Raw genomic sequence first — 26,508 nt, forward strand, 5'->3', positions numbered from 1 at the left:
GGCCGCCCAGCGCGACCCGGCCCCGGACCCCCCGCGTGCCCCCGCCCGGCCGGGCCACCGACGGTGCACCGACCGAGCGGGTCCACAGGTCCACCGGCCCACAGGTCCACCGGCCCGCGGGTCCACGCGCGCCCGCGGACGGTCAGCCCCGGCGCGGCAGGCTCACTCCCCCGGTCCGGCCGCTCCGGCGGCGGTGCCGGGGGCGAAGTCCACGTCGGCGGTCTCGACCGTGCCGGCCGTCCGGCCGGGGGCGCGGTGGTAGCGCCAGTAGAGGTTGGTGTGGGCGATGACCTGGTCGGGCGACGGCGCGCCGTAGGCCGAGAGGTCCTCCGTCGTGTGGGCGTCGCTCACCAGGGCGGCGTCGTAGCCGCGGGTGATCGCGCCGTGCAGCGTCGCGCGGATGCAGGCGTCGGACTGCGCGCCCACCACGACGAGCCGGCCGACCCCGCGCGCCGCCAGCACCGGCTCCAGCTCGGTGTCCTCGAAGGAGTCCCCGTACTCCTTCTGCACCAGCGGCTCGGCCTCGCGCCGCACGAGCTCGGGGACGTAGCGCCAGCTCTCGCTGTCCCGGGGCAGTTCCTCGCTGTTGTGCTGGACCCAGACGACCTCGACCCCGGCGGCGCGCGCCCGGTCGACCAGGGTGCCGATGTTGGCGACGACCTTCTCCCGGTCGTGGGCCTCCGCCACCACGCCGTTCTGCACGTCGACGACGAGCAGGGCGGTGTTGGGCCGGTCGGTGAGCGTGGTCATGAGGCCTCCCGTGACGCGCGGCTGGTAACACCTCTCATGCTAGGTCGGCCCACTGACAGAGCCCCGTGACCTCGCCCGGCGGCGACGGCCCCGCGCCGGTTCATCGTTCGTCCCGTCCGTCCGCCGGCGCGGCCCGCGGGCCCACGGGACGAACGGAGTTCACGCGTGCGGTTCGGCCGGCGGGCCGACGGGGTGGACGGCGCCGAGCGGCGCCAGCACCGCGGCGGCCGATGCCAGGGAGTCGGCGAGCAGGGCCGCCGTCCGGCCGGCTTCGTACAGTTGCTCGCGCGCGTCGCGGGCCGCCCGGAGGGCGTCGTAGCCGGTACCGGCACCCGGGTCCTCTCCGGGGCCCGGGCCTATCCGCCCCGCCGCCTGCTCACTGCTGAGGAACGAGGCGAGCAGGTCGAGGAGTTCGGGCAGCCGCGCGGTCAGCCCCGCCAGCGCGGCGGCGGTCTCGGCGGCGTCCGACGGGTGCACCAGCCCCGGGCGACTGCTCCGTGCCGGAGTGAGGACGGCACTGCGCATCAACTCGGCTGCCTCGGAGGTAAGTTCCGCGATCGACAGGGATGCGGACACGGGATTGCTCACAGCGGTCTCCCTCGGATTTCCACGCTCCGCCCCGCCGGAGGGTCGGGACGGTCGGCGATCCGTCTGCCCCGTCACCGCGACGGCAGGCCCGGCCGTCCGCAGATTGGCCGAGAAACGACCCGCCGGCCCTGGACGCCGTACCCGGGACCTCGTGCCCAGGACACCTGCCCGGTACGTCCCCGACCGCGCCGCCGCGGTTCGCCGCCGACCCCGGGTGGTTCGCGGCCGACCCACGTCCGCTACCGTCTGCCATCATGCAGAAGATCACACAGGTTGCGGCGATCGCCGCCCTCGCCGGCGCGTTCGCCCTGGCGGCGGGCTGTTCCACCGCCCAGCAGGCGGCCCCTCCCGGCGCCACGCGGCCGGCTTCGCCTTCGCCCGCACCGGCATCGCCGTCACCGTCCGTGGCGGACCAACCGGTGGTGGCGAGTCGGGCCGAGTCCGCCGTGGCCGGCGCCGCCGCCGTGATGAACATCCTGTACCGGGGCGGCCGGCCGTCGGCCGAGACGTGCGCAACGCAGTGGAACGAACTGTCACCGGCCAAGCAGGCGAGCCTGGACCGCGCCGGCTTCGACGCGGGCTGCTTCGGAAGCTCCACGCCGGACGTCATCACCTTCGGCCCGGGCGGCGGCCCGAGCCCCACCGGGACTCCCTGACCTCCGGCTCCGGCCACGGCTCCCGCCACGCTCCGGCCACGGTGGGCCCGGGCGCCGGCGATCCCCGCGCGCGATCCACCTGTGCGATCCGCCGGGAGAACGCCGTGCGCCTGGTACTCACCACCAGTCGTCGGTGCGGCTGCGGCGCTGCTTGAATCGGTCACGACCCCGGCGCCACGGGTCGAATCGGGGCGCGGGGGACGGTGCGACGGGCCTGTCTCCTCAAGCGGGCCGGTCGCGCAGTCCCCCGCGCCCCGAACAGTGCACGCCCCCCTCGGAGCGCCCGTGCCGGTCAGGACCCGCCGACCGCGTCCGCGTCCGCCCGCGCCGGCGCGGCGGCGAGGTAGGCCCAGGCCTTCGTGCCCGACTGCAGGACGACCTCGGTCCTGGCGTAGTCGTCGACCTCGTAGTCGTCGGCCGCCGCGAGTTCGGCGTCGGTGATGGCGAAGACACTGCCGTCCACCGCGTCGGAGCCGTCGGAGGAGGCGACGACCAGGGGGTGGCGATCGGTGCCGCTGGCCGCGATCACCTCCGGGTCGGTGATCTCGATGTAGGTGAGCCGGTAGCCGGGCAGTGCGTCGGGGCTCCCTTCCAGCCGCCGGCCGAACCGGCCGAGCTGGACCTCGGGGAGTTGCAACGTCCCGTAGGAGAACAACCGGTGGTACGCCTGCTCGGCCATCAGGAGGGGCCCTTCCGTGGAACGCGACTGCCGGACACGGTGTCCCAACCTATCGAAGGCGCTGCGGACATGACGCCACCGGGCGGCCGCGGGCGCCGGGGCCGAGCGCCGACGGGCCCGCGGGGCCGTGCCGGCGGGCCCGCGGGGCCGTGCAGCCCGGGTTCAGGTCGGGCAGCCGACGTGCGCGAGAGCCCGCTTGAGCAGTGCGCCCCGCCCGCCCGGCATCTCCTGCTGGACCAGCGGCGACGCGGCCTCCTCGGGGCTGAACCAGACCAGGTCGAGGGCGTCCTGCCGCGGTCTGCAGTCGCCGGCCACCGGGACGATGTAAGCGAGGGAGACCGCGTGCTGGCGGGGGTCGTGGAACTCGGTGATGCCCGGCGTGGGGAAGTACTCGGCGACGGTGAACGGCTGGAGCGAGGCGGGGATCCGCGGCAGCGCCACCGGGCCGAGGTCCTTCTCCAGGTGCCGCAGCAGGGCGTCGCGGACCCGCTCGTGGTGCAGCACCCGGCCGGAGACCAGGGTCCGGCTGACCGTCCCGTCCGAGCCGATCCGCAGCAGGAGCCCGATCCGGGTGACCTCTCCGGCGTCGTCGACGCGCACCGGCACGGCCTCGACGTACAGGATCGGCAGCTGGGCCCGGGTGCTCTCCAGGTCCTCGGGAGCGAGCCAGCCCGGCGTGGTTTCCGTCATGTCAGACATTCAGCGATCGTATGCTTTCCGGCGCGCCGCGGGGGTGAAGGCGGTGCGGCGAGCTCGGGCGCGCCGCCGCCCGGGTATGCTCCCGGCCCGACCCGGGGAGCCGGTCCGGCCGCCCGGCGGGCCGCCGCCGCGAGGTGATCGCCGGTCACATCCCGCCCTGGTGACGGCGAACTCCGCCGAAAGATCCTTCTTCCCCTGTACGGCGGATCGAAACCTTCACCACCCCGCGCGGCCACCCGAACGTCGCCACCGTCACAACATCCCCGCAATCGACGGCGGTGGCGCGCACCTCGCGGATCCGTGCGCAGGACCGACCGGTTGGGCGGTGACACCGGCGCCGATCTGCGACAACTCCCTTTAGTACCTCTGGAAGAGACGCATTCTCACCTGTCGACTACTCGTCAAAGGACACGATTGAGCGATGATACGATCATCGCGCTTGCGGAGCGGCAGGCTCACCCTGCACAGCGGGGCATTCAGCAGTCAGCCGTCAGTTCGCCCGAAGAGAGTCCTATGACGAAATACACAGCGAACCCAGTGCTTTGGGGTCTTGCCCTCATCCTTGTCGTCGCGGTCGCCATCGTCGTCCGCCAGCGCAGGGCGGCCCTGGCGTTGCGGCAGGAGCTCGCCGGGCTCAGAGATCACTACTCGGATCTCGAGCACCACTATACGCAGTCCGTCGAGGCAGCCCATGAGCAGGCTGACGAGGCGACCAAGACCGTGCTGAAGTCCGCGATGCGGACCCTGCAGGGCCTTGCCGCCGAGCAGCAGCTGATCCTCTCCCGACTGCAGAGCAAGTACGGGGAGTCGGTCATCCTCCAGGACCTGCTGGAGGTCGACCACACCAACTCGCAGTTCGGGCGCCGCGCCCAGTCCATCGCCGTACTCTGCGGCGGCTGGCTCGGACGTCACCGCGACACCGCCTCGGTCTACGACGTGGTGCGCAGCGCACAGGGCCGCATCCGGCACTTCCGGCGCGTGGAGATCCTGTCCCAGGTGGACTTCGGCGTCTCCAGCCGGGCCGTCGAGCCGGTGGCGCTGGCCCTCGCCGAGCTGCTCGACAACGCCACCAGCTATTCGAGCCCGGACACGGTCGTCGAGATCAACATCCGGACCGTCCCCAAGGGCGTCGTCATCGTGGTCGACGACGCCGGCGTCGGGATGAACGACGAGGAGCGGGCGCGCGCCGAGAAGCTGCTGAGCAGCGAGCGGGTCACGGGCGTCGCGGGCCTCGGCAATCCGCCGCAGTTCGGACTCGCGGTCATCGGCGTCCTCTGCGAGCGCTTCGACTTCGAGGTGTCCGTGGACTCCTCCTCCCCCTACGGAGGGGTGCGCGCGGTGCTCCTGCTGCCGCACGAACTGCTCACGGGCATGCCCGACAAGAGAGTTCCCGCTCCCGCCCGGGCGTCCGCTCCGGTGATGGCGCCGAGCGTGTCCGAGCCCGAGCCGGCCGTCACCTCGACCGCCTCGGCCGGCTCGACCTCCGACGGTCTGCCCCTGCGGCGGCGCAAGCGGCCGATGGCCATCGTGCCGCCCAGTACGGCCCTCCCGGCCGGTTCGGCGCGCTCCGGCTCGGAGACCGCAGCGATCATGGGCGCCTTCCAGCGGGGCACCCGGTCCGGCCGGGCCACACACCCGGACGCGGACCAGACGACCGGCACATCTGGTGCAAGCAGTGAAGGGCCTGAGTTCTCGTGAACGACGATCTGTCATGGATGCTCGACAGTGCCCTGGAGATTCCCGGGGCCCTGCACGCGGTCCTGATCTCCGCCGACGGGCTGCTGATGGCCCGGACGAAGGACTTCCACAAGGACAACGCGGACCGGGTCGCCGCCGCGATGAGCGGCGTGCAGTCGCTCAGCCGCTCGCTCGCGTTCTTCGCGAACGACCCCGGGCAGCGCTGGCAGCAGACGCTGGTCGAGTTCGACGGCGGCTGGGTGTTCCTGATCTCCGCCGGTGAGGGCGCCTACCTCGGCGTCTCCGCCTCCCAGGACATCGACATGCAGGACATCACCTTCCGGATGCAGCAGCTCGTCGGCCAGCTGGGCAAGTTCCTGGCGGCGCCGCCGCGCGAGAACCTGGGGGCCTTCCAGTGACCAATCCCGAGGAGTTCGAGCTCTCGGCCGGTGGCTTAGTACGGGCGTACATCATCACCAAGGGCCGCGGACTGCCCGACGACGACCAGCTCTCGCTGATCACGCTCCTCACCGCGGCGCCGGAGCAGGGGCAGCAGTCCCTGCGGCTGACCCCGGAGGAGCAGCGGCTGCTGGACATCTGTTCCGCCGGCTACCTCTCGGTCGCCGAGATCGCCGGGCACACCAGGCTGCCCCTGGGCGTGGTGCGGATCGTCCTGGCCGGCCTCACCGAGGGCGGCCACCTCGTCACCCGTCCGCCGGTGCCCCGCGCCCGCAGGGCCGACAGGGAGATCCTGCAGGAGGTGCTCAATGGTCTCTACACCAAGTTCGGCTGACAGACAGCGCCTGAACGAGCAGGACTACGTCCCCGACGGTGCGACGCAGACGGCGGTCAAGATCCTCGTCGTCGGTCACTTCGCGGTGGGCAAGACCACGTTCATCGGCTCGATCTCCGAGATCGAACCGCTGTCCACCGAGGAGACGATGACTCGGGCGGCGGAGACGGTCGACGACCTGAAGGGCGTCAAGGGCAAGACCACCACCACGGTCGCCATGGACTTCGGCCGGCTGACCATCAGCGAGCGCGTGGTCCTGTACCTGTTCGGCACGCCCGGTCAGCTGCGGTTCGTCCAGTTGTGGGAGGACATGGCCCGCGGCGCCCTCGGCGCACTGATCCTCGTCGACCCCGAGCGGCTGGCCGACTCCTTCGCGGTCATCGACCTCATCGAGCAGTACGGCCTCGACTACGCGATCGCGGTGAACCACTTCGACGGCAATCCGCAGCGCGCCGAGGCGGCGCTGCGCGAGGCGCTCGACCTCCTCGACGACACCCCCGTCGTCACCTGCGACGCGCGCGACGAGAAGTCGTCGGCCGCCGCACTCACCACACTGGTCCGCTTTTTGCTGGACCGTGCCAGCTAGGAGCCACAACCCGACATGGACGCTCGATCCTCCGCCCCGGTGCCCCCGCCCGGCTGCCCTGCGCACGGCACCGGTGGCCGAGTGCCGCTGTACGGGCCGGAGTTCGCGGCAGACCCGCACGCCTACTACTCCTACCTGCGCAGTTACGGGCCGGCCGCGCCGGTCGAGCTGGCTCCCGGGGTGGAGGCCACGCTCGTCACCGACTACTCGGCGGCGCTGCAGCTGCTGCAGGACTCCGCCTCCTTCCGCAAGGACTCGCGCCGCTGGCGGGCGCTCAACGAGGGACACGTGCCTCCGGACAGCCCGGTCGTGCCCATGCTGGCGTACCGGCCCAACTGCATGTTCAGCGACGGCGTCGAGCACTTGAGGCTGCGGCAGGCCGTCACGGACAGCATGGCCCGCATCGACCAGCGCCGGCTGAGCCACAGCACCGAGCAGGTGTCCAACTACCTCATCGCCCAGTTCGGCGAACGCGGTTCGGCCGACCTGCTCGGTGACTACGCCAAGCAGCTGCCGCTGTTCGTGTTCAACGAACTCTTCGGCTGCCCGGCCGACATCGGCGACCGGGTGCTGTTCGGCATCTCCGGCATCTTCGACGGCATCAACGCCGAGAAGGCGGCCGAGGTGCTGTTCGGCGCCGTCGGTGAGCTGGTGGCACTCAAGCGGAGCCGGCCCGGCGACGACGTCACGTCGTGGCTGATGCAGCACCAGGCCAATCTGACGGACGAGGAGATGGTCCACCAGCTGGCCCTGTTGCTGGGGGCCGGCGCGGAGCCGCTGCGCAACCTCATCGGCAACACCCTGCACCGGTTGCTCACCCACGACGCGTACGCCCACCGGGGCGGACTGATCAACGAGGCCATCGACGACACGCTGTGGGAGAACCCGCCCGTGTCCAACCTCGCGCCGCACTATCCGGCGGCCGACATGGAGTTCGGCGGCCAGCAGCTGCGGGCGGGCGATCTCGTGCTGGTCAGTTTCGCCACCGCCAACAGCAGCCCGGTCCTTTCGGCCGCGCGGCAGGCGGGCAGCCGGGCCCACCTGGCGTGGAGCGCGGGCCCGCACGCGTGCCCGTCCAAGGACCCTGCCCGCCAGATCTCGGTGACCGCCATCGAGAACCTGCTCAACAGGCTCCCCGACGTCGAACTGGCCGTGCCGGACGACAGTCTGACCTGGCGGCCCGGCCCGTTCAACCGGGGCCTGGCCTCGCTGCCCACCCGGTTCACCCCGGTCGAGCCCGCACACCGGCCCACCGGGCGGGTCCAGCCGGAGCCGTCGGTGCGTTCCGAGCGCAGCACCCAGGCGCAGCCGGCGCCCGAACGGGCCGGTCGGTGGAGCCAGTTCCTCAACTGGCTTGTGAAGTGACGCAGACAACATCCCCCTGAATCCCATATTCCGCATAAAGGTTCGACATGAGGGGTATTCAGCAGCGCGGTAGCCCACGTTGTTGATCTAGGACAGGAGGGTGTCATGGAGCAGGTTTCCACCGACGCCGCATTCATCCGACCCCCGGCAGCATCACACCCTCCGATACCCGCCCCACGGGGCGGGTATCTCCTTTTTCCCTCCGAGCTCGGGCAGGCGGCCCGATGATCGACGTCGAGCGCAGATCCCCCTTCGGCGTCCGCTCCACGACGCCCGCCCCGGCCACCGCGGACACCCTCGGCGGGCACACGGCAGGGCAGCTGCTGCGGCTGTGCGAGGTCGCCGGGCTGAGCGGAGCCGACGCGGCCGGCTACGCGCAGGTCCTGACCACGGCGCTGGGCCCGGTCTCCTGCCGGCCTCTGGCGCTGGCGTCCCCCAGCCCCTCCTTCCTCTCCGACGACCACACGCCGGTGGAGTTCTCGCTCTCCTTCGAGCCGGGCACCGCCCCCACCCTGCGCGTCCTGCTGGAACCCGGCAGCGGTGTCGGCACGCTGGCCCAGAGCGGGCGGGCCGGGCTCCGGGCCGTCCGCGAGCTCGCGCGCCGCTGGGGCTTCGCCACCGACCGGCTCGACGAGCTGGAGGACCTCTTCTTCCCGCTGTCCCCCCAGGGGCCGCTGGCGCTGTGGTGCGCGCTGGAGCTGCGCCCCGGCGGCGTTCCCAGGGTCAAGGTGTACCTGAACCCCGCGGCGTCCGGGGCGGAGCGCGCGGCCGAGACGGTACGGGAGGCGCTGCGCCGGCTCGGCCACCCGCAGGCGTTCGACGCGCTGCCCGAGTCCGACCGGATCCTGTTCTTCGCCCTCGACCTCGGCGACTGGGACGTCCCCCGGGCGAAGGTGTACACCGCGCACCACAACCTCTCGGCCACGGCGGCGGGGGGTCTGTCCCGCATGGGGAACGGTCCCGGTGCCACCGAGATCGAGGCGTTCTTCCACGCGGCCTCGGGACTGGAGGACGGCCGGGACACCGTGCTCGACCGGCGCCCCGGCCTGGCCTGCCACGCCTTCACGGAGTCGGCCACCGGCCTGCCGACCGGCTTCACCTTCCATGTGCCGGTACGCGACTACGTCCGGCACGACGGGGAGGCCCTTGAGCGGGCGTCGGCCCTGCTGCGGCACTACGGCGCCGACCCGACCCCGCTCCTCGAATCCGTGGCCGCCGTCACCTCGCGGCGGCTGGAGGACGGTACGGGACTCATCGCCTACCTGGCGCTCGCCCACCAGGAGGGCCGTCCGCCCCGGGTGATGGTGTACGTCTCCTCGGAGGCCTACGGGGTGCGGCCGCCGGCCGCGCTGTCGCCACGGGCCGAGGCCGCGCACTGAGACAGCCCGTAGGAGGGGAGCTCTCGTGGACCCCGCGCCCCCACGAGAGCCCCGCGGACCGGCCCTACGCGTCCTGCAGCTCCCGCAGGTACGGGCCGACGTCCACCTGGACGGAGGAGCCGGCGCTCAGTCCGTAGCGCTCGGCGATGCCGCTCAGGTACCCGTCGATCTCCTTCTGCATGACGTCCGCGGGCGGCAGTGCGACGTCGCCGGCGACGATCCGCGCCGCCCAGCGCGCCTGCGCCTCCACCAGGCGCGTGATGGAGCCCACCGGGCGGATCAGGCCCAGGAAGAGCAGACCGGGCCGGTTCGGCGCGACGATCCGCCGGTACAGCTCCACCGGCCCCTGCGGGCCCGCCGGGCACCCGGCGGGCAGGAAGGGGAAGGCCATGTGGAAGCCGGTGCAGTAGACGATCGCGTCCGCCTCCACCGACGTCCCGTCGGTGAAGGACACCCGGTCGCCGTCCAGCGAGGCGATCGCGGGCCTGGGGACCACCGCGCCGTGCCGGATCCGGCTGAGGATCTCGTCCGAGATGGTCACGGCCGAGGAGAAGACCGGGTGGTCGGGCTCGGGCAGGCCGTAGTCAGACAGCCTGCCGCGCGCCACCAGCAGCGCCTCCTCGACGAAGCGCCGCTGCTCGTCGAAGGACTTGCCGGTGAACCACGGTGCCTCGGCGATCAGGTCCACCGAGATGCCGTAGAGCTGCTTCGGCACGATGTGGAGGCCGCGCCGGACGGAGATCACCGTCTGCGCGGCGTGCCGTGAGAGGTCCGCGGCGATGTCCACCGCCGAGGCCCCGAGTCCCACCACGACCACGCGCTGCCCGGCGAAGTCCCTGCCGTCCAGGAAGTCCGTCGAGTGCAGGATCCTCCCGGTGAAGGAGTCCGCGCCCGGCGGCAGGGGGTTCGGCAGGGCCGGGACCGAATGGTGCCCGGACGCGACGATCACCTGGTCGAACCTGCGGACGGCCTCGACTCCCCGGGCGTCACGGCTGGTGACCGTCCACACCTCGTCGGCCCCCTGGCGGACGTCGACCACCTCGGTGCGCAGCTCGATGTGCGGCAGCAGCCCCGCCGACTCGGCGAAGGACCGCAGGTAGGCGGCGACATCGCTGTGCCGGGGGTAGAGGGGCAGCCAGGACGGCATCGGGAAGCCGGCGTACTCGGTCAGCTGCCGGGCGGTGTTCAGGTGCAGGGACCGGTAGGCCGGGCCCGGTTCACCGGCGCCCGGCATCCGCCAGATGCCGCCGACGTCCGGCGCCTTCTCCAGACAGACGAAGTCGACTCCCCGCTCCCTGAGCGCGTACGCGGCAGCCATGCCCGAGAGACCCGCGCCTATCACGCACACGCCCACTGTGTTCCTCCACCGGCCCGGAGCGAGAAGTTCCCGCTCAAATACGGATCTTGACTGCCCAGCTTATTCACCGTTCACACCGGTGACGAGGGCGGCGCCGACGGCCGCCGCCGGCCGTCGCGCGGGGCCCGGCCCGGCCCGACCCGGCCGTCGACGCGTTGGGGCAACCGGTCGACATTCCCCGGCCGACCGGGGCGCCGCCCGGGGCCGTGACGGCGCCTCACCTAATCTGCCGACACCGACGCCCGTCCTGAAAGGGAGAATCCCGTGCCTTCTCGACTCAACCCGTACATCAGCTTCGACGGCGACGCCCGGCAGGCCATGGAGTTCTACCGGGGGATCTTCGGCGGCACCCTGACGCTGAACACCTTCGGTGACTTCGGCCAGAAGGAGGCGCCGTTCGCCGACAAGGTCATGCACAGCATGCTCGAAACCGACCAGGGGTTCACGCTGATGGCCTCGGACCTCCCGCCGGGGATGGAGTACCGGCCCGGGAACAACATCACGGTGAGCCTGAGCGGGGACGACGCCGACGAACTGCGCGGCTTCTGGGGCGAACTCTCGGACGGGGGCACGGTCTCGGTCCCGCTGGAGAAGCAGATGTGGGGCGACGTCTTCGGCATGTGCGCGGACCGCTTCGGCATCACCTGGCTGGTCAACATCAGCCAGCAGCCGGCCTGACCGGGCGGCCCGGCGGCCCCCGCCGGGGGCGGCCCGGGCCGCCGGCCGGCCCGCGCGAGGCACCGCGGCTACGGCACGACGGCCGTGGCCTGCACCCCTCCCCCGGCCCGGAGCCGGGCGCCCGCGCCGCCGCACATCGCCTGCCGGTACAGCGCCGTCAACGCGGCGTCGACGGGGTGCGGCTGCGGCCGCCCCGCGGAGTCCGGCGTGTTCCACCGCATGAGGTTGACGGCCAGGGACATCTGGCGCCGGCCGTCGGCCCGGGTCAGCGACATCGTTCCGGCGCCCCAGACGGAGCCGTCGCTGCCCCAGAAGGTGCCGCCGCCCGGGACGTCGACCCGGTGGAGTCCGAGGCCGTACTCGATCGTCGATCCGTCCAGGGCGCGGACCGGGACGGTGCGCTGCATCTGCTCCAGCGAGGAGCGGCCGACGATCCCGCCGGCGAGCAGCCTGCCGTAGAAGAGGTTGAGATCCGCCATGGTCGACACCAGGGAGGCCGCCGGCCCGACCCAGGACATGTCGTACACGCTGTAGTCGCGCGGCGGGTCGATCAGGCCGTACAGGGCCTCGTACATCCGCGAGTGCGGTCCTTCGACCCGCGGCCCGGCCGGAAAACCGGTGTGCCGCAGCCCGGCGGGCCCGATCACGTGGCGGGTGACGTACTCCTCGGCCGTGCTGCCGGTGACCTGCTCCAGGAGTCGGCCGAGGAGCAGGTAGTTGGTGTTGGAGTACACCCCGGTGGGGCCTCCGGGCTCGCCGACCGGCGGCGCCGCCAGCCCCGTCTCGATCAGCTCGGCGGGGAGGAACCGCCGGAACCGGTTGTCGTCCAGGCTCGCGGCCGAGGCCCCCGGCCCGGCGGGGAGGCCCCGCAGGGACGGGAACGCGTAGGGGAGGTAGTCGCCGATGCCGCTGGTGTGGTTGAGCAGCATCCGCACCGTGACGCCGCTGCCGCGCTCCCCCGGCACCAGTTGTGGCAGCAGGCCGCCGATCGGCTCGTCGAGCCGGATCCGGCCCCGCTCGACCTGCTGCATGACCGCGACGGCGGTGAAGGTCTTGGTGATGCTGCCGACGCGCTGACGCATGTCCGGTGTGACGGGACGGCCGGTGTCGAGGTCGGCGACCCCGCAGGCGCCGCGCCAGACCCGGCCCGTGTCGCGCACCTCGCCGTACACCCCCGGCATCCCCGCGGCGTGGAGACCGTCCATGGCGGACTGCAGCGCTGCGGGATCGAGGCCCGGTGAACCCGCGGCACCCGTCCCCTCCCGGTCGTCGGGTGTGCCGGGGGCTCCGCCCCGCTGCTCCGCGCCGGCCACGGCTCACACCGCCAGGGCGCGGCGCAGCACGGCGCCGAGTTCGGCGTTCTGACGCTGCGAGACCTCGGCCGACAGGATCGCCTGCGACCCGTGGAAGGTGCCGGGCCACTGGTGCAACTCCACCGACACGCCCGCCTGCAGCAGGCGCAGCCCGTAGGCGAGGTCCTCGTCGCGGTTCGGGCAGAGCTCCGCGGTGGCGATGTGCGCCGGCGGCAGGCCGGACAGGTCGGCGGCCCGCGCGGGGGCTGCGTACGGCGTGGCCGTCCCGGAGCCGAGGTAGTGCCGCCAGGCCGTGGCGACCTTGTCGCGGGTGAGCCAGGGCGTGTCGGTGAAGTTCCGCGCCGACCAGGTCTCCTGGCGGTCGTCGAGCCCGGGCTGGTTGAGCAGTTGGAAGCGGATCGCCGGCCCGCCCTCGTCCCGCGCCCGCAACGCCACCGCCGCGGCGAGCCCGCCGCCGGCGCTGTGGCCGCCGACCGCGATCCGCTCCGGATCGATGCCGAGTTCGGCCGCGTGTCCGGCCGTCCAGGTCAGCACGGTGTAGGTGTCGTCCAGGGCGGCCGGGAACGGGTGCTCGGGGGCCAGTCGGTAGCCCACCGAGATCACCACCGCGCCGGACCCCGCCGCGATCCGGGTGGCCCACGGGTGCTCGCTGTCCAGGTCCCCGGTCACGAATCCGCCGCCGTGCAGCCAGATGACGGCGCCCCGGGCCCGGTCCGGTCGGTAGATCCGCACGGGGACGTCCGGGTCGCCGGGCACGGTGCGGTCCTCGACCTCCATGCCCGTGGTGTCGGGTGCCGGGAGCGCGGCGGCCAGGCCGGCGAAGCTCCGGCGCGCGGCGACCGGGTCGGTCAGGTCGGCCTGGGGGAACAACGGGACGAATGCTTCGAGTTCGGGATCCATGACGACCATCCTCACGGTCGCTCCCCGCGGGGTCACCCGCCATCCGTCGCGGGTCCCCGCCGGATCGCGCACCGACCGGCGCGCCCCGGCCGTCTATCCTGCTGGAATGGAGGCACTGGCCGTACGACTGTCTGGCTTGGATCCGTACGTCGACGGCGCGATCCGGATCATCGCGTTCTACGACACGTTGATGCGCCGACGCGTGGATCTTCCGGCGCTCGCCCGCGCCTCAGCGGGCCTGGCCGAGTGCGTCGCCGGGATCGGACTGCACGGCGGCGGGCGGGCGATCCGCGTCTCGCCGCACGGCACCGACGCGCCCGCCCCGTCGGCGCCGGCGTCCACCAGCACGCCGGTCACCCTCGACGAGGAGGAGATCGGCACGGTGTGGCTGGAGCGCCCGGGCCCGCCGAACCCGCTCGACGAGGTCCTCCTCGACCGGCTCGCCATCGCCGCCGCGGCGGCCGTCGAGCGCTACGGCCCGGCCCGCACCACGATGGCCGACCCCGCCCTGGTCGAACTGGCGATCAGCTCCGGCAGCGACGAGGCGTCCAGGGCACGGGCGTTACGACTCCTGGGGTTCGCCGCCGACCTGCCGGTCCACGCCGTCGCCGTGCGCTCACGGCTCCCGCTCGACCGGATCGGCGGCCTCCTGTGCCCGGCCCGCCCGGTGAAGGCGGCGCCGCTCGCCGGCGTGGGCGTCATCCTGGCCACCACCGTGGACCCGGCCCGGTTCCCGGCCGGGGTACGCGCGGGCGTCGGCGCCGCCGGCGCCCCCGACGCGTCCTGGCGGCAGGCCCGTACCGCCCTGCGCTTCACCACCGGGCGCGAGCCCGTCGTCCGGCACGCCGACCTGGGCGCGCTGGCACTCCTGGCGGAGATCCCCCGGCACGCCGCACGGGAGAACGCCGACGTGGCCGCCGTCGCCCGGATCTCCGACGACCCGGAGGACCTGGACACGCTGGACGCCTACTGCGCCACCGGCTCCCTGCGCCGGGCCGCCGACCTCCTCCACCTGCACCACAGCAGCGTCGCCCGCCGGGTCGACCAGATCGCCAAGGCCCTCGCCATCGACCTCACCGGCCCCACCGGACTGGCACGGGCCAGGATCGCCCTCACCACCTGGCGGCTGCTGGACGGCGGGGAGTGAGCCGCGCCCGGCCGCCCGAACCGCCCCCTCCACCAGGGCGGCCGACCGGCGCGGCCGAGCCGGTGGCGGGCCGGACCGACGGGCCGGCCGAGCGGTCACCGTCCGAGGTCGAGGCCGCCCCGCCGGCGGCCCGACCCGCCGCTGACGTGCTGTTCGTCCTCGCCGGGGCGGCCACCGTCCGTAAGCGCCGAACGGCCGACTTGCCTGATCGCGAAATGTGAACTATAGGTGGGTATTGGCGAGTTGATAACCCCAAGGCTTTCCGGCCCCTGAGGTTCCGCAGCCCTCGTGGAATCCCGCAGACCTCTCCCGGCCAGTTGACGACCGCCGCGGATCACCGTCGCACACCCGGGACCGCACCCGGCCGACGGATCGGGAGGACCCCCGCAGTACTTGAGACGGATGCGTCATGAAGGACAACTTCCGCATTGCACTCCGAGCCGAGCCGACCTACCGACTCGGCGACCCGGTCCCCGTCACCTTCGAACTGACCAACACCAGCGACCACGACTTCCGGGTCCTGGTCTGGGACACCCCCCTGGAGCAGCACGAGGCCCAGGAGGTGTTCCAGTACTTCAAGGTCCGAAGGGGCGAGCTGCTCGTCCCCTACGACGGCCGGTTCGTCAAGCGCGGCGACCCGGACCCCTCCGCCTACGTCCTCGTCCGCGCCGGTGAGAGCACGGTCGAGACGGTCGATCTGACGACGGCCTTCCCGATCACCGACCCCGGCACGTACACCGCCACGCTCGACTCGCGCATCCTGGACGTCATCACCCTGGACCGGGACGCACCGGGCGCCCGCAACCGCGACGAGCACGTGGGCTTCGACCTCGACCCGCTGACCGTCACCTTCGAGGTCGTCGGCGACGGCGCGGCCCGCGCCACCATCGCGGAGAGCCTGCGCCGCGAACTCGGCCCCCCGCTGGACCCGACGACGGTCAGAGCCCTGGTGGCCAAGCTGGCACCGCTCGATCCCGTGCTGATCGGCGGAACGCCGGCCCAGCAGGGGGACGTCCGTACCGCGCACGAGAACGCGGGCGCCTTCGCCGAGGCGTCCATGCGCCAGCTGGACTGGACCGCCGGAGGAACCAACGCGCTGTCCACGGAGTGGTTCGGCGCCTTCGACGCCGGGCGGTACGCCACCGTCCGCCAGCACTACGCCGACAGCAGCGCGGTCATCGCCGGCCAGCAGCTGACCTACGACCTCACCGGGTCGGGATGCCAACCCGGCTGGTTCGCGTACACCTACAAGGGCACCCGCAAGGTCTGGCTCTGCTCCAGCTTCTGGAGCGCCGGGGCGACCGGAACCGACTCGAAGTTCGGCACGCTCGTCCACGAGCTCAGCCACGCGGTCTCCAGCACCGACGACGTCGTCTACGGCCCGGTCAACGCGCGGAACCTCGCGAGCACCAAGCCGGCCGACGCGATCCGCAACGCCGACAACCACGAGTACTTCGCGGAGGGTCTGTCCGACCTGCTGGTGACGGCGCCGGTGGTGTGGAACAACGGCAAGGCCTACCTCTTCACCGCGGGCCGCTACTACCGCTACGACATAGCCGCCGACAAGGTCGACCCCGGCTACCCGCTCGCCATCGCCGGGAACTGGCCCGGGCTGTTCCCCGACCGGGTCGACGCGGGCGTGGTCTGGAACAACGGGAAGGCGTACTTCTTCCGCGGCTCGCAGTACATGCGCTACGACATCGCGGCCGACCGCGTCGACCCCGGCTACCCACTGCCGATCGCCGGGAACTGGCCAGGACTCTGGGGCGAGGGCATCGACGCCGCCGTGGTGTGGCCGAACGGCAAGGCGTACTTCTTCCGCGGCTCGCAGTACATGCGCTACGACATCGCCGCCGACCGCGTCGACCCCGGCTACCCGCTGCCGATCGCCGGGAACTGGCCCGGACTCTGGCCGGCCGACCTCACCGGCGGCGTGGTCTGGCCGAACGGCAAGGCGTACTTCTTCCGCGGCTCGCAGTACATGCGCTACGACGTCGCCGCCGACCGCGTCGACCCCGGCTACCCGCTGCCCGTCAATCCCTACTGGCCGGGTCTTCCCTAGGGCCTTTCCGGGGCCCGGGGCCCGGCACCACGATCCGGCCCGCCGGCCGTCCGGGGCCCCACCTGCCGGACGGCCGCGGGCGGGCCGCGGCGCCGACGAGGCATACCCTACGGATGGCCGGGTGCGCTCCCGGCATCCGAGACAGCCGAGGACCGCACATGACCGTCCCCCTTGCCGTGGTCCTGCTGGCCCTGGTGCTCCCCTGGGGCGCCGCGGCGGCGGCCCGCCGGTTGGCATCGGCGCTTCCACCGCGGGAGGCGGCCGTGGCCGTGACCGGGGCGGCGGTGCTGCTCGCGGGCGGCACCGTGGCGGCCCTGGTCGGCCTGTTCCACGTGCCGTTCCTCGCCGGCCTCGAACGGGTGCCCGTGTCGCGGGTGCTCGCCGAATGGCCCGCCGCCGTCCCGGTCGCCGCGGTCGCCGGCGCCGTGCTGGCGCTCCAGTCGGTGCGGGTGGCACGGCGCTGGTTCGAACACCGCCGGCTGGTCCGCGACGCCTGGGCCGCCACCGCGCGGGCGGTGCCCGAGGGCGACCTCCTGGTGGTGCCGGGCTCCGCCCCGGACGCCTTCGCCCTGCCCGGACAGCACCGGCGCGGCGGGCGGGTCGTCGTGACGCAGGGCATGCTCCGGGCCCTCGGCCCGGCGGAGCGCGAGGTGCTGCTCGCCCACGAGCGGGCCCACCTGGCGGGCCACCACCACGTACTGTCCGTCACCGCCTACCTGGCCGCCGCCGTCCATCCGGCCCTGCGCAGCCTGCTGCCCGTCCTGGACTTCCAGCTGGAGCGGTGGGCGGACGAGGCCGCGGCCGCCACGGTGGGCGACCGGCGGCTCGCCGCGACCGCGATCGCGCGCGCGGCGCTGGCCGGATCCCCGGGCCCGCGGGAGCGCGGGAACCGCAACCCGCTGCTGTCGGTGAGCACGGGGCCGGTCCCGCTGCGGGTCGAGGCCCTGCTCGGTCCGCTGCCGGTGCGACCGGGGGCCCGCCCGGCCCGGGCCGCCGTCGCGGGGCTCGTCACGGCGGTGGTCGCCTCGGCCCTGCTGGCCGCGGGGCTGGCGTACGGGCTGCACGAGTACGTGGAGTTCGCCGCCGGGGCGATCCGGGGCCGCTGACACGCCGGTGCCGCCCCCGGTCACCCCGCAACGGCCGTGACCGGCCTCCCCGCCGAGCCCCGCACCGGGCCGCTGCCAGTAGGGTGCGACGGTGCACGATCAGAACGACGCTCCGGGGACACCGGACATCCGCAGCCCCGCCCGCTACCTGACCTGGCTGACCGCCCGGCAGAAGCGGCGGGTGGCCGGCGGGGCAGTGCTGAGCATCGCCTGGATGCTGATGCTGACCCTGCAGCCGTACCTGTTGTCCCGCGCCGTCGACGACGGCCTCCGGGCCGGGCACGCGCCCGCGCTGGTCGGCTGGACCGCCGCCATCCTGGTGGCCGGCCTGCTGAACTCCGGGATCAGCATGCTGCGCCACCGGACCATGACCAGGCTGCGGATGGACGCCACCTTCCGCACCGTCCGGGTGGTGATCCGGCAGTCCGTCCGGCTCGGCGCGGCGCTGCCCCGGCTGGTCACCACCGGCGAGGTGGTCACCATCGGCATCGGCGACGTCGGCCAGATCGCCCGGACCCTGACCTTCGTCGGCCCCGGCATCGGCTCGCTGATCGCGATCGGCACGGTCGCCGTCCTGCTGCTGTCCGTCTCCCCGCTGCTCGCCGCCGTCGTGCTGCTCGGCGTCCCGCTGATGGCGGTGGCGGTCGGTCCGCTGCTCGGCCGGCTGCGCGGCGCGGAGACCCGCTACCGCGAACGGCAGGGCCGACTGGCCGCCCGGTTCGAGGACATGGTGGGCGGGCTGCGGGTGCTGAACGGCCTGGGCGGCAAGGAGACCTACGCCGGGCGCTACCGGCGCGACTCGCAGGAGCTGCGCGCCGACGGCTACCGGGTCGGCGCCGTGACCAGCTGGCTGCAGTCCTTCGGTGTCGGCCTGCCCACGCTGTTCCTCGCGGCCGTGACCTGGCTGGCCGCCCGCCTCGCCGCCTCCGGTGACATCACGGTGGGTCAGCTGGTCGCGGTCTACGGGTACGTCGCGGTACTGGTCTTCCCCGTCCAGTTCCTGGTCGAGAGCGGGCAGGACATCAGCCGCGGCCTGGTCGCCGCCGCCCGGGTGGTCCGCTTCCTGGCACTCGTCCCGGGCACCCGCCCGGACGGCGCGGACGCACCCGGCTCGCCCGGCGTGCTGCGCGACCCGGACTCCGGGGTCGAGCTGCTCCCCGGCCGGCTGACCGCCCTGGCCTGCGCCCGGCCGCAGGACGCCGCCGCCGTGGTCGACCGGCTCGGCCGGTTCGCCGCGACCGCCGCCGAGTGGGGCGGCGTCCGGCTCGACTCCCTCGCCCTGCCCGCCGTCCGGGACCGGATCCTGGTCGCGGACAACGAGGCCGCCCTCTTCGCCGGCCCGCTGCGCGAGGTCCTCGCCGGCCGCCACCGGCCCGACGACCGGGCCCTGCTCGCCGCCCTGGAGGTCGCCGCCGCCCTCGACGTCCTGCGCGGACTGCCGGACGGCCTGGACTCCGCGATCGAGGCGGACGGCCGCAACCTGTCCGGCGGCCAGCGCCAGCGCCTGCGGCTGGCCCGGGCGCTGGCCGCCGACCCCGAGACGCTGCTCGCCGTCGAACCGACCTCCGCCGTCGACGCGCACACCGAGGCCGCGATGGTCGCCGGCCTGCGCCGCGCCCGCGCCGGACGGACCACCCTGGTCACCGGCGTCTCGCCGCTCCTGCTGGACCGGGCCGACACCGTGCAGTACCTGGTCGACGGCCGGGTCGCCGCCACCGGCAGCCACCGCGACCTGCTCCGCGACCACCCCGGGTACCGCGCCCTGGTCTCCCGCGCCGAGGCCGAGGACACCGCCCTGCCCACCCCGCGCCGCGCCGGGGCCGGGGAATCCGCCCCGCCGGCCCCCGACTGCGCCGAGGAGACCGTCCGATGAGCGCCCGCCTCCCCGTCGCCGGCCCCGCGGCGGTCCGCCGGGCCGCCCTGGCGCTGATCCGCCGGGACGTCCGCGGCTTCACCGCCCTGCTCGCCCTCAACGCGCTGGCCGCCCTCGCCGGGCTGGCCGGCCCCTGGCTGCTCGGCCGGATCATCGACGAGGTGTCGGCCGGCGCGGGCGCCCGCAGCATCGACCGGCTGGCGCTCGCCATCGTGGCCGGCGCGCTCGCCCAGCTGCTGCTCTCCCGGCAGGCCCGCTACGTCGCCCACCGGTTCGGGGAGCGCACCTCGGCGCGGGTCCGCGAGCAGTTCGCCGACCGCGCCCTGGCCCTGCCCCCGGCGACCGTCGAACGGGCGGGCACCGGCGACCTGACCACGCGCGGCACCACCGACGTCGCCGCCGTCGGCACCGCGATGCGGGACGCCGCCCCGGACGTCTTCGTCTCCCTGGTGCAGGTCGTCTTCGTCATCGGCGCGATCATCGCCGTCCAGCCGCTGCTCGGTGCCTGCGCGACGGTCGGCATGGCCGGGATCTGGTCCGGCGCCCGCTGGTACCTGCGCCGGGCCCGCTCCGGCTACCTCGACGAGGGCGCCGCCAACTCCGCGCTGGCCGAGATCCTCGCCGCCACCGCCGCCGGCGCCCGGACGGTCGAGGCGCTCGGCCTCCAGGAGCGCCGGATCGCGACCGGCGAGGCCGCCGTCGAGGAGTGCCGCCGCACCCGCGAGCGGACCCTCTTCCTGCGCAACGTCTTCTTCCCGATCGTCAGCGCCTCCTACACCGTTCCGGTGGTGGTGGTCCTGCTGACCGGCGGGCTGCTGCACGCGCACGGCATGGTCAGCCTCGGCTCCGCGGTCGCCGCCGCGCTCTTCGTCCGCCAGCTGGAGCCGCCGCTCGACATCATCGTGGTCTGGATCGACCAGCTGCAGAGCAGCGGCGCCGCCTTCGCCCGGGTCGAAGGGCTGGCCGACGCCCCGCGGACCTTGCCGGCCCGCTCGGCCGAGCCGGTCGACGACCGGATCGAGGTCGCCGACGTCCGCTACGCCTACGACGGCCTCGGCGACGTGCTGCACGGGGTCGACCTGACGATCCGTCCGGGCGAGCGGCTGGCCGTGGTCGGCCCGTCCGGCTCGGGCAAGACCACGCTCAGCCGGCTGCTGGCCGGCATGGACGAGCCGCGCACCGGCACGGTGACCGTCGGCGACGTCCCGATCGGCGGCCTCGACCCGGACCGGCTGCGGCGTCAGGTCGTCCTGGTCACCCAGGAGCACCACGTCTTCCTCGGCACCCTGCGCGACAACCTGCGGATCGCCGCGCCGGACGCCGGGGACACCGAACTGCTCGCCGCCCTGGCCGCCGTCGGCTGGTCGCACGAGCTGCCGAACGGCCTGGACACCGAGCTGGGCGCCGGGGGTCACCGGCTGGACGGCGCCCGGGCCCAGCAACTCGCCCTGGCCCGGGTGGTCCTGGCCGACCCGCACACGGTGGTCCTGGACGAGGCCACCGCGCTGCTCGACCCGACGGCCGCCCGTCACACCGAACGCGCCCTGGCCGCCGTCCTGGAGGGCCGCACCGTCATCGCGATCGCCCACCGCCTGCACACCGCCCACGACGCCGACCGCGTCGCCGTGATGGAGGACGGCCGCCTCACCGAGGTCGGCCCGCACGCGGAGCTGGTCGCCAACGACGGCCCCTACGCCGCCCTCTGGCGGTCGTGGAACCACTAGGGCGCGTCCGACCGTTCGGCCCGGCCGGAACCGTCGGACGCGCCCCGACCCGCTCGGGCCGCGACCCGGCGGTGGTCGGCCGGGGCGGACGCACCCGGACCACCGAGGGTGAGGACGTGGTCGGCGTGGGCCGCCACCAGCGGGAGGTCGTGGCTGACGAGGACGACGGCCAGACCCCGGCTGCCGCGCAGCCGACCCAGCAGCGCCATGATGCCGGCGGCGGTGTCGCCGTCGAGGGCGGAGGTGACCTCGTCGCAGAGCAGGACGCCGGGTTCGGCGGCCAGGGCGCGGGCGATGGAGACGCGCTGGCGCTGCCCGCCGGACAGCTGGTGCGGGTACCGGGCGGCGAAGTCCACCGGCAGGCCCACGGCGGTGAGGAGTTCCGCGACCCGGGCGGCGCGCCGGTCGGCGGGCAGGGCGTGGTGGAGCTTGAGGGGGCGGGCGAGGGTGGCGCCGACGGTCCGGGCGGGGTTGAGGGCGCCCAGGGGGTTCTGCGGGACGAGCTGGACGCGACGCAGTTGGTCGCGGTCACGCCGCCGGTGGCCGCCGGTGAGGAGCCGGCCGTCGAGGGTGAGGGTCCCCGCTCCGGCCGGGTGCAGCCCGGCGAGGGTGCGGACCAGGGTGGTCTTTCCGCAGCCGGAGGGGCCGACGACCGCGGTCAGGGTGCCGGGGCGCAGGTCGAGGTCGACGCCGGCGAGCACCTGGCGGCGGGTGCGGCCGGCTCCGACGTGGGCGTCCAGGGACCGCACCGTCAGGACGGCCTCGGCCGGACGGGGCTCGGCGGGCGGCGCGGGTGCGTCCACCGGTACGGGTACGGCTGCTGGTACGGGTACAGCTGCTGGTAGGGCTGCGGCTGCGGGGCGGACCGCGGGTGCACCCCGGTCGGGGGCCGGGGCGGCGGGCGGCCGCAGGGCCAGGACGTCGTCGGCGCAGCGGGTGACGAAGTCGGGGTCGTGGCTGGAGAGCGCGACGGCGAGGCCGTGCCGGTGGGCGAGTTCGCGCAGCAGGTCGGCGATCTCGTCGCGCAGGGCCGCGTCGAGCCCGGCGGTCGGCTCGTCCAGCAGGAGGATGTCGGGGCGGCGGGCGAGCGCGCGGGCCAGGGCGACCCGACGTTGCTGACCGCCGGACAGCGCCGCCGGGCGGCGGCGTTCGAGCTGCTGGTCGGTGGGGAGCCGGACCATCGCGAGCAGGCCGAGCAGGGCGGCGCGGGACGGGTCCGCCGCCGTCTCGGTGATGAGGCGGTCCACCCGCATCCGGGGGTTGAGGCCGGAGCCCGGGTCCTGGCCGAGGTGGGCGAGGCGCTCGCGGCGCAGGCGCCGCAGCGGCTCGGGCGCCAGGGCGAGGACGTCGTGCCCGAGGACGGTGACCGTTCCGGCGGTGACGGCGGCGCCGGGCGGGAGGGCGCCGGCGAGTGCGCGCAGCAGCGTGGTCTTGCCGGCTCCGGACGGGCCGGTGACGGCGTGGACGCGGCCGGGCTCCAGGGTGAGGGTGGCGCCGTCGAGCAGCGGGGTGCCGTCGGTGAGGGCGATGGACAGCCGGGTGACCCGGGCGGCCGGGGCGGGGTGGCTCACAGGGGGGTCTCCGGGGTGGGCCTGGCGGGGGCGAGGGCTTCGGCTGCGAGGTTGACGCTGATGGCGAGCAGGCCGATGGCCAGGCACGGCGCGGCCACCGCCCAGGGGTTGAGCACGATGCCGGGGGCGTTCTCGCGGATCATCAGGGCCCAGTCGGCCTCGGGTGGTTGTGGCCCGAGTTGGAGGAAGGCGGCGATGGAGACGACGTAGACGCCCTCGACGAAGCGCAGGCCGAACAGGGCGAGCAGGGTGGCGCGGAGGTTGGGCAGCACTTCACGGGCCATCAGGTACCAGAGGCGCTCGCCGCCCGCCGCGGCGGTCTCGACGTATCCGGTGGCGGCGACCGGTGCGGCGGCGGCTGCGACGACCCGTACGGCGTAGGGGATACCGAGGACGGTGGCGGCGGCGCCGACGGCCAGGCGCCCGCCGGACGGCCAGGCGAGGGCGACGAGCATGATCCCGAGTACCGCCGGCAGCAGGATGGCGAGGTCCGCGGTGCGTTCGACCCAGCGGCCCAGGCGGGGGCGCAGGGCCGCGAGGATGCCGATCGCGCCGGCCGCGGTGGTGACCAGGACGGCGACGGCCAGGGCGGTGGCGATCAGTGGGGCGCCGCCGGTCAGCAGTCGGCTGAGGACGTCGCGCCCGAGCTGGTCCCCGCCGAGGGCGGCGCTGCCGTCCGCCGGGCCGTACGGGGCGGTGACGGGCCGGTCGACGGGGTGCGGCGCGAGCAGCGGGCCGGCCAGCGCGAGGGCGACGAGCAGCAGCGCGGGCAGTGCCCGGGCCGGCACCCGGACACGGGTCGGTTGCCTGCGCTGGGCCGGGTGTCGACGCGCGGCCGGGGTCGGGGAGGGCGGGGCCGGCGGGGAGGGCGGGGTCATCGGGGCGCTCCCAGGGTGCGGTCGCGTATCAGGTCGGCCAGCAGGAGGAGGGTGCTGATGGCCGCGCCGGTGGCCGCGACGACGCCGGCGACCAGCGGGGTGTCGCGGTCGGCGATGGCGCCGGCGAGCACGGCGCCGATGCCGGGGTAGTTGAAGAGCGTCTCGACGACGACGGCTCCGCCGAGCAGCATCCCGGCGGAGGTGGCGGTGGAGACCGCGACGGCGGGCAGGGCACCCGGCAGCATGTGGTGGGTGAGGATCCGGCGGCGGGGCAGGCCGTCGAGGATCGCGGCCTGGACGTGCGGGAGGGCGGCCTGGTCGGCGAGGGCGCCGCGGACGATCCGGGTGTTCCAGCCGATCTGGGGGATCGCCAGCGAGAGCAGCGGCAGGACGAGCATGTCCCAGGAGGCGGGCGCCCCGTCGGGGCCGGTGAGGGTGACGGCGGGGAGCCAGCCCGTCCACTGGGAGAGGACCAGCAGCAGGGCGACGGAGACCACGAACTCGGGGAGGGCGAACGCCGCGGTGGAGGCGGCGGCGATCGTCCGGTCGACCCGGCCGCCGGGCCGCAGGGTGGCCCAGCCGCCGAGGGCGAGGGCACCGGCGACGGCCAGCGCGAGGGCCAGGGTGCCGAGCAGCAGGGTGTTGGGGAAGGGGCCGGCCAGCACGGTGGTGACGGGCTGTCCGTGGGCGGTGGTGCCGAGGTCACCGGTGGGCAGGCCGGTCATCCAGTCCAGGAACCGTTCGGCGACCGGGCGGTCGAGCCCGAGTGCGGCGCGCCGGGCGGCCATGTCGGCGGCGCTCTCGCCGCGTTCGGAGGTGGAGGCGGCGGCGTCGCCCGGCAGCACCTCGACGGCCGCGAAGACCGCGGCGAGCAGCAGGACGAGCAGGCCGAGGCGGCGGGCGACCAGCCGGCCGGCCCGGCCCGCACCGGGGAGGATGCGGGCCGGGCCGGACCGGGCCTTCGGTGCGGTCGCACCCCCGGCGGCGGGTGCCGGGATCAACGGGCCAGCCAGGTCTTCTCGAGCTGGACGCGGCCGTAGCCGGGCAGCCCCGGCAGGTTGCGCACGGGCGCGCCGGCGAGGTCGATGCCGTCGGCCATGCCCCACAGGAGGTAGCCGGACTTCGCGTACTCGATCTCCTGGAGCTGGTGCAGCGCCTTGGCGCGTTCGGCGGCGTCCGCGGTGCCGAGCGCCTTGCGGTACGCCTCGTCGAAGGCGGGCTCCTTCCAGCCGGCCTCGTTCTGGCCGGCCTCCGAGACCATGGTCTTGGAGGCGAAGAAGATCACGGAGTCGTTGGTGCCCCAGTAGGTGGTGTAGAGCGGCGCCTTGAGCCAGGTGGCGTCCCAGAAGATCTTCGGGTCCTGCTTCACCACGTTGATCTTCACGCCGGCTTCGCGGACCTGGGTGGCGAAGAGCGTCGCGGACTCCGCGAGGCCGGAGATGTCCTCGGTGGTGAGCAGGTCGTAGGTCCTGGCGGTGTCGAATCCGGCCTCGGCCAGCAGTTGCCTGGCCTTGTCCAGGTCGCGCTTTCGCTGCGGGAGGTCCTTGGCGAACGCCGGGTCGCCGGTGCCGAGGACGTCGTTGCCGATCGTGCCGTAGCCGGACAGGACCTGCTTGACCATCGCGTCGCGGTCCACCGCCAGCCGCAGTGCCTCGCGGACCTTCGGGTCGGCGAACGGGCCGTCGGCGGTGCGCATGACGATCGGCATCGCCATGTCCTGGGGGCGGCGCAGGATCTGGACGTCCTTGCGGCTCTCGGCGGTGCGGGCGGCGACCGCGCCGACGTTGGAGGCGACGTCGATCTGGCCGGCGAGCAGGGCGTTGGCCATCGCCTGCGGGCTCTCGAAGATGCTGACCTCGACGGCGTCCAACAGCACCCGGCCGCCGTACCAGTCGTCGTTGCGCACCAGGCGGGCGTTGCCGTCCCGGAACCAGTCGAGCTTGAAGGGGCCGGTGCCGGGTGCGCCGGCGATCGCGTCGTCCTTGGTGTCCTTCTTGACCACGAAGGTGGTCAGGCGGGTGAGCAGCGGCAGGTCGGCGTTGGCGTAGTCGGAGACCAGGACGACCGTCCTCGGGTCCGCGGCGCTGATGCCCTCGGGCTGGATGCCGGGCAGTCGGGAGGCGCCCGCGGGGGTGGCTCGCAGGCGCTTGAGCGAGAAGACCACGTCGTCGGCGGTGACCGGGGTGCCGTCGTGGAACTTCGCGCCGTCGGCGACGGTGAACCGCCAGGTCTTGAGGTCCTCCGAGGGCTTCCAGCTCGCGGCGAGTCGCGGGGCCGTGTTGGTCTTCTCGCCGGGCACCGCCAGGGTGTCGTAGATCAGGCTGAGGATCAGGTAGTCGCTCTCGTTGGCCTGGGAGCCGTGCGGGTCGCGGGTGACGGAGGACGCCTTGCCGAGCGCGCCGACCTTCAACGTGCCGCCGCTGCGGGGCTGTTCGGAGGACGCGCCGGACGCCGCGGCGTCCTTGGAGGCGCCGTTGCCGCCGCTGCAGGCCGCGAGCGCACCGGCCGCCCCGATCCCGGCACCGGCCCACAGCAGCTGTCGTCTGGTGACGCCCACGTCGTTCCTCGTTTCAGGTCGAGCAGAAGTTGCTTAGGGTTACCTATCCTAAGTTTGCGGATCTCCGCAACCCCGCGCGGAGCAACTCGGCCGACAACCGACTCTCCCGACAGGGCGTCAGGCGCCTTGCGCTGCAAGCGCGTTGTCATTCCGGGCATCGGTCGTGCGCC

At 74.1% G+C, this 26,508-nt stretch carries 24 protein-coding genes; 13 read left to right on the forward strand and 11 right to left on the reverse strand.

Translation table 11 applies throughout. The features are described 5' to 3' along the window. Nucleotides 1-162 precede the first annotated feature (162 nt). Both ACFTWP_RS00885 and ACFTWP_RS00890 read right to left on the reverse strand, forming a co-directional pair. Nucleotides 163-750: an isochorismatase family protein gene (locus ACFTWP_RS00885; protein ID WP_380261191.1), complete on the reverse strand. Its 588-nt coding sequence runs from the start codon at nucleotides 748-750 to the stop codon at nucleotides 163-165. Nucleotides 751-909: 159 nt separating this feature from the next. Next, nucleotides 910-1,338 carry a hypothetical protein gene (locus ACFTWP_RS00890; protein WP_380261193.1) on the reverse strand — a complete coding sequence of 143 codons (429 nt, stop codon included), beginning with the start codon at nucleotides 1,336-1,338 and terminating at the stop codon, nucleotides 910-912. A gap of 254 nt (nucleotides 1,339-1,592) precedes the next feature. Here ACFTWP_RS00890 and ACFTWP_RS00895 point away from each other — a divergent pair, with 254 nt between their 5' ends. Further along, on the forward strand, nucleotides 1,593-1,994 hold the full coding sequence (locus tag ACFTWP_RS00895; protein WP_380261195.1) for a hypothetical protein: 402 nt from the start codon (nucleotides 1,593-1,595) through the stop codon (nucleotides 1,992-1,994). Nucleotides 1,995-2,286: 292 nt separating this feature from the next. On the opposite strand, the gene ACFTWP_RS00900 is transcribed toward ACFTWP_RS00895, so the two are convergent. Next, nucleotides 2,287-2,673: a gamma-glutamylcyclotransferase family protein gene (locus ACFTWP_RS00900; RefSeq protein WP_380261197.1), complete on the reverse strand. Its 387-nt coding sequence runs from the start codon at nucleotides 2,671-2,673 to the stop codon at nucleotides 2,287-2,289. Between the two features lie 162 nt (nucleotides 2,674-2,835). Continuing rightward, on the reverse strand, nucleotides 2,836-3,363 hold the full coding sequence (locus ACFTWP_RS00905; RefSeq protein WP_380261596.1) for an NUDIX hydrolase family protein: 528 nt from the start codon (nucleotides 3,361-3,363) through the stop codon (nucleotides 2,836-2,838). Nucleotides 3,364-3,885: 522 nt separating this feature from the next. Here ACFTWP_RS00905 and ACFTWP_RS00910 point away from each other — a divergent pair. The 6 genes from ACFTWP_RS00910 (at nucleotide 3,886) to ACFTWP_RS00935 (ending at nucleotide 9,172) form a co-directional block, all read left to right on the forward strand. Further along, on the forward strand, nucleotides 3,886-5,070 hold the full coding sequence (locus tag ACFTWP_RS00910; RefSeq protein ID WP_380261199.1) for an ATP-binding protein: 1,185 nt from the start codon (nucleotides 3,886-3,888) through the stop codon (nucleotides 5,068-5,070). Beyond that, complete coding sequence (locus ACFTWP_RS00915; protein WP_380261201.1) at nucleotides 5,067-5,468, forward strand: roadblock/LC7 domain-containing protein; 402 nt, start codon at nucleotides 5,067-5,069, stop codon at nucleotides 5,466-5,468. The genes ACFTWP_RS00910 and ACFTWP_RS00915 overlap by 4 nt, the downstream gene beginning before the upstream one ends. Continuing rightward, nucleotides 5,465-5,842, forward strand: a complete 378-nt coding sequence (locus tag ACFTWP_RS00920; RefSeq protein ID WP_380261203.1) for a DUF742 domain-containing protein — start codon at nucleotides 5,465-5,467, stop codon at nucleotides 5,840-5,842. The genes ACFTWP_RS00915 and ACFTWP_RS00920 overlap by 4 nt, the downstream gene beginning before the upstream one ends. After that, entirely contained in the window at nucleotides 5,817-6,428 is a 612-nt protein-coding gene (locus tag ACFTWP_RS00925; RefSeq protein ID WP_380261205.1) for an ATP/GTP-binding protein, read from the forward strand. Before ACFTWP_RS00920 ends, ACFTWP_RS00925 begins: the two co-directional genes overlap by 26 nt. 15 nt (nucleotides 6,429-6,443) lie before the next feature. After that, complete coding sequence (locus tag ACFTWP_RS00930; RefSeq protein ID WP_380261207.1) at nucleotides 6,444-7,793, forward strand: cytochrome P450; 1,350 nt, start codon at nucleotides 6,444-6,446, stop codon at nucleotides 7,791-7,793. Between the two features lie 224 nt (nucleotides 7,794-8,017). Continuing rightward, complete coding sequence (locus ACFTWP_RS00935; RefSeq protein WP_380261209.1) at nucleotides 8,018-9,172, forward strand: tryptophan dimethylallyltransferase family protein; 1,155 nt, start codon at nucleotides 8,018-8,020, stop codon at nucleotides 9,170-9,172. Nucleotides 9,173-9,236: 64 nt separating this feature from the next. Here the strand turns inward: ACFTWP_RS00935 and ACFTWP_RS00940 are convergent, their stop codons facing one another. Next, nucleotides 9,237-10,526, reverse strand: coding sequence for a flavin-containing monooxygenase (locus ACFTWP_RS00940; RefSeq protein WP_380261211.1), 1,290 nt, complete (start codon nucleotides 10,524-10,526; stop codon nucleotides 9,237-9,239). A 267-nt stretch (nucleotides 10,527-10,793) separates the two neighbouring features. On the opposite strand from ACFTWP_RS00940, the gene ACFTWP_RS00945 reads away from it, so the two are divergent. Continuing rightward, nucleotides 10,794-11,207 carry a VOC family protein gene (locus ACFTWP_RS00945; RefSeq protein ID WP_380261213.1) on the forward strand — a complete coding sequence of 138 codons (414 nt, stop codon included), beginning with the start codon at nucleotides 10,794-10,796 and terminating at the stop codon, nucleotides 11,205-11,207. A gap of 68 nt (nucleotides 11,208-11,275) precedes the next feature. Here the strand turns inward: ACFTWP_RS00945 and ACFTWP_RS00950 are convergent, their stop codons facing one another. Both ACFTWP_RS00950 and ACFTWP_RS00955 read right to left on the reverse strand, forming a co-directional pair. Then, entirely contained in the window at nucleotides 11,276-12,412 is a 1,137-nt protein-coding gene (locus ACFTWP_RS00950) for a serine hydrolase domain-containing protein (RefSeq protein ID WP_380261215.1), read from the reverse strand. A 111-nt stretch (nucleotides 12,413-12,523) separates the two neighbouring features. Next, nucleotides 12,524-13,420 carry an alpha/beta hydrolase gene (locus tag ACFTWP_RS00955; protein WP_380261217.1) on the reverse strand — a complete coding sequence of 299 codons (897 nt, stop codon included), beginning with the start codon at nucleotides 13,418-13,420 and terminating at the stop codon, nucleotides 12,524-12,526. Nucleotides 13,421-13,526: 106 nt separating this feature from the next. Here ACFTWP_RS00955 and ACFTWP_RS00960 point away from each other — a divergent pair, with 106 nt between their 5' ends. The 5 genes from ACFTWP_RS00960 to ACFTWP_RS00980 all read left to right on the forward strand — a co-directional run bounded on the left by ACFTWP_RS00960 (nucleotide 13,527) and on the right by ACFTWP_RS00980 (nucleotide 21,332). Continuing rightward, nucleotides 13,527-14,567 carry a helix-turn-helix domain-containing protein gene (locus ACFTWP_RS00960; RefSeq protein WP_380261219.1) on the forward strand — a complete coding sequence of 347 codons (1,041 nt, stop codon included), beginning with the start codon at nucleotides 13,527-13,529 and terminating at the stop codon, nucleotides 14,565-14,567. A gap of 409 nt (nucleotides 14,568-14,976) precedes the next feature. Then, nucleotides 14,977-16,629: a hemopexin repeat-containing protein gene (locus ACFTWP_RS00965; protein WP_380261221.1), complete on the forward strand. Its 1,653-nt coding sequence runs from the start codon at nucleotides 14,977-14,979 to the stop codon at nucleotides 16,627-16,629. A 158-nt stretch (nucleotides 16,630-16,787) separates the two neighbouring features. Next, complete coding sequence (locus ACFTWP_RS00970; RefSeq protein ID WP_380261223.1) at nucleotides 16,788-17,735, forward strand: M56 family metallopeptidase; 948 nt, start codon at nucleotides 16,788-16,790, stop codon at nucleotides 17,733-17,735. Between the two features lie 91 nt (nucleotides 17,736-17,826). Then, complete coding sequence (locus ACFTWP_RS00975; protein WP_380261225.1) at nucleotides 17,827-19,608, forward strand: ABC transporter transmembrane domain-containing protein; 1,782 nt, start codon at nucleotides 17,827-17,829, stop codon at nucleotides 19,606-19,608. Continuing rightward, nucleotides 19,605-21,332: an ABC transporter ATP-binding protein gene (locus ACFTWP_RS00980; RefSeq protein ID WP_380261227.1), complete on the forward strand. Its 1,728-nt coding sequence runs from the start codon at nucleotides 19,605-19,607 to the stop codon at nucleotides 21,330-21,332. Before ACFTWP_RS00975 ends, ACFTWP_RS00980 begins: the two co-directional genes overlap by 4 nt. On the opposite strand, the gene ACFTWP_RS00985 is transcribed toward ACFTWP_RS00980, so the two are convergent. The 4 genes from ACFTWP_RS00985 to ACFTWP_RS01000 are packed head-to-tail and all read right to left on the reverse strand — an operon-like array spanning nucleotide 21,329 to nucleotide 26,338. Further along, a complete protein-coding gene (locus ACFTWP_RS00985) occupies nucleotides 21,329-22,903 on the reverse strand; it encodes an ABC transporter ATP-binding protein (RefSeq protein ID WP_380261229.1) in 1,575 nt (524 codons plus the stop codon). The two genes, ACFTWP_RS00980 and ACFTWP_RS00985, sit on opposite strands and share 4 nt — an antisense overlap. Beyond that, a complete protein-coding gene (locus ACFTWP_RS00990; protein ID WP_380261231.1) occupies nucleotides 22,900-23,781 on the reverse strand; it encodes an ABC transporter permease subunit in 882 nt (293 codons plus the stop codon). The genes ACFTWP_RS00985 and ACFTWP_RS00990 overlap by 4 nt, the downstream gene beginning before the upstream one ends. After that, the gene (locus tag ACFTWP_RS00995) at nucleotides 23,778-24,794 is read right to left on the reverse strand and encodes an ABC transporter permease (RefSeq protein WP_380261598.1); all 1,017 of its coding nucleotides are present in this window, start codon (nucleotides 24,792-24,794) and stop codon (nucleotides 23,778-23,780) included. The genes ACFTWP_RS00990 and ACFTWP_RS00995 overlap by 4 nt, the downstream gene beginning before the upstream one ends. After that, entirely contained in the window at nucleotides 24,779-26,338 is a 1,560-nt protein-coding gene (locus ACFTWP_RS01000; RefSeq protein WP_380261233.1) for an ABC transporter substrate-binding protein, read from the reverse strand. Before ACFTWP_RS01000 ends, ACFTWP_RS00995 begins: the two co-directional genes overlap by 16 nt. Between the last annotated feature and the right edge of the window lie 170 nt (nucleotides 26,339-26,508).

It is taken from the genome of Kitasatospora sp. NPDC057015 (assembly GCF_042673745.1).
In the GTDB taxonomy this organism is placed as follows: Bacteria; Actinomycetota; Actinomycetes; order Streptomycetales; family Streptomycetaceae; genus Kitasatospora.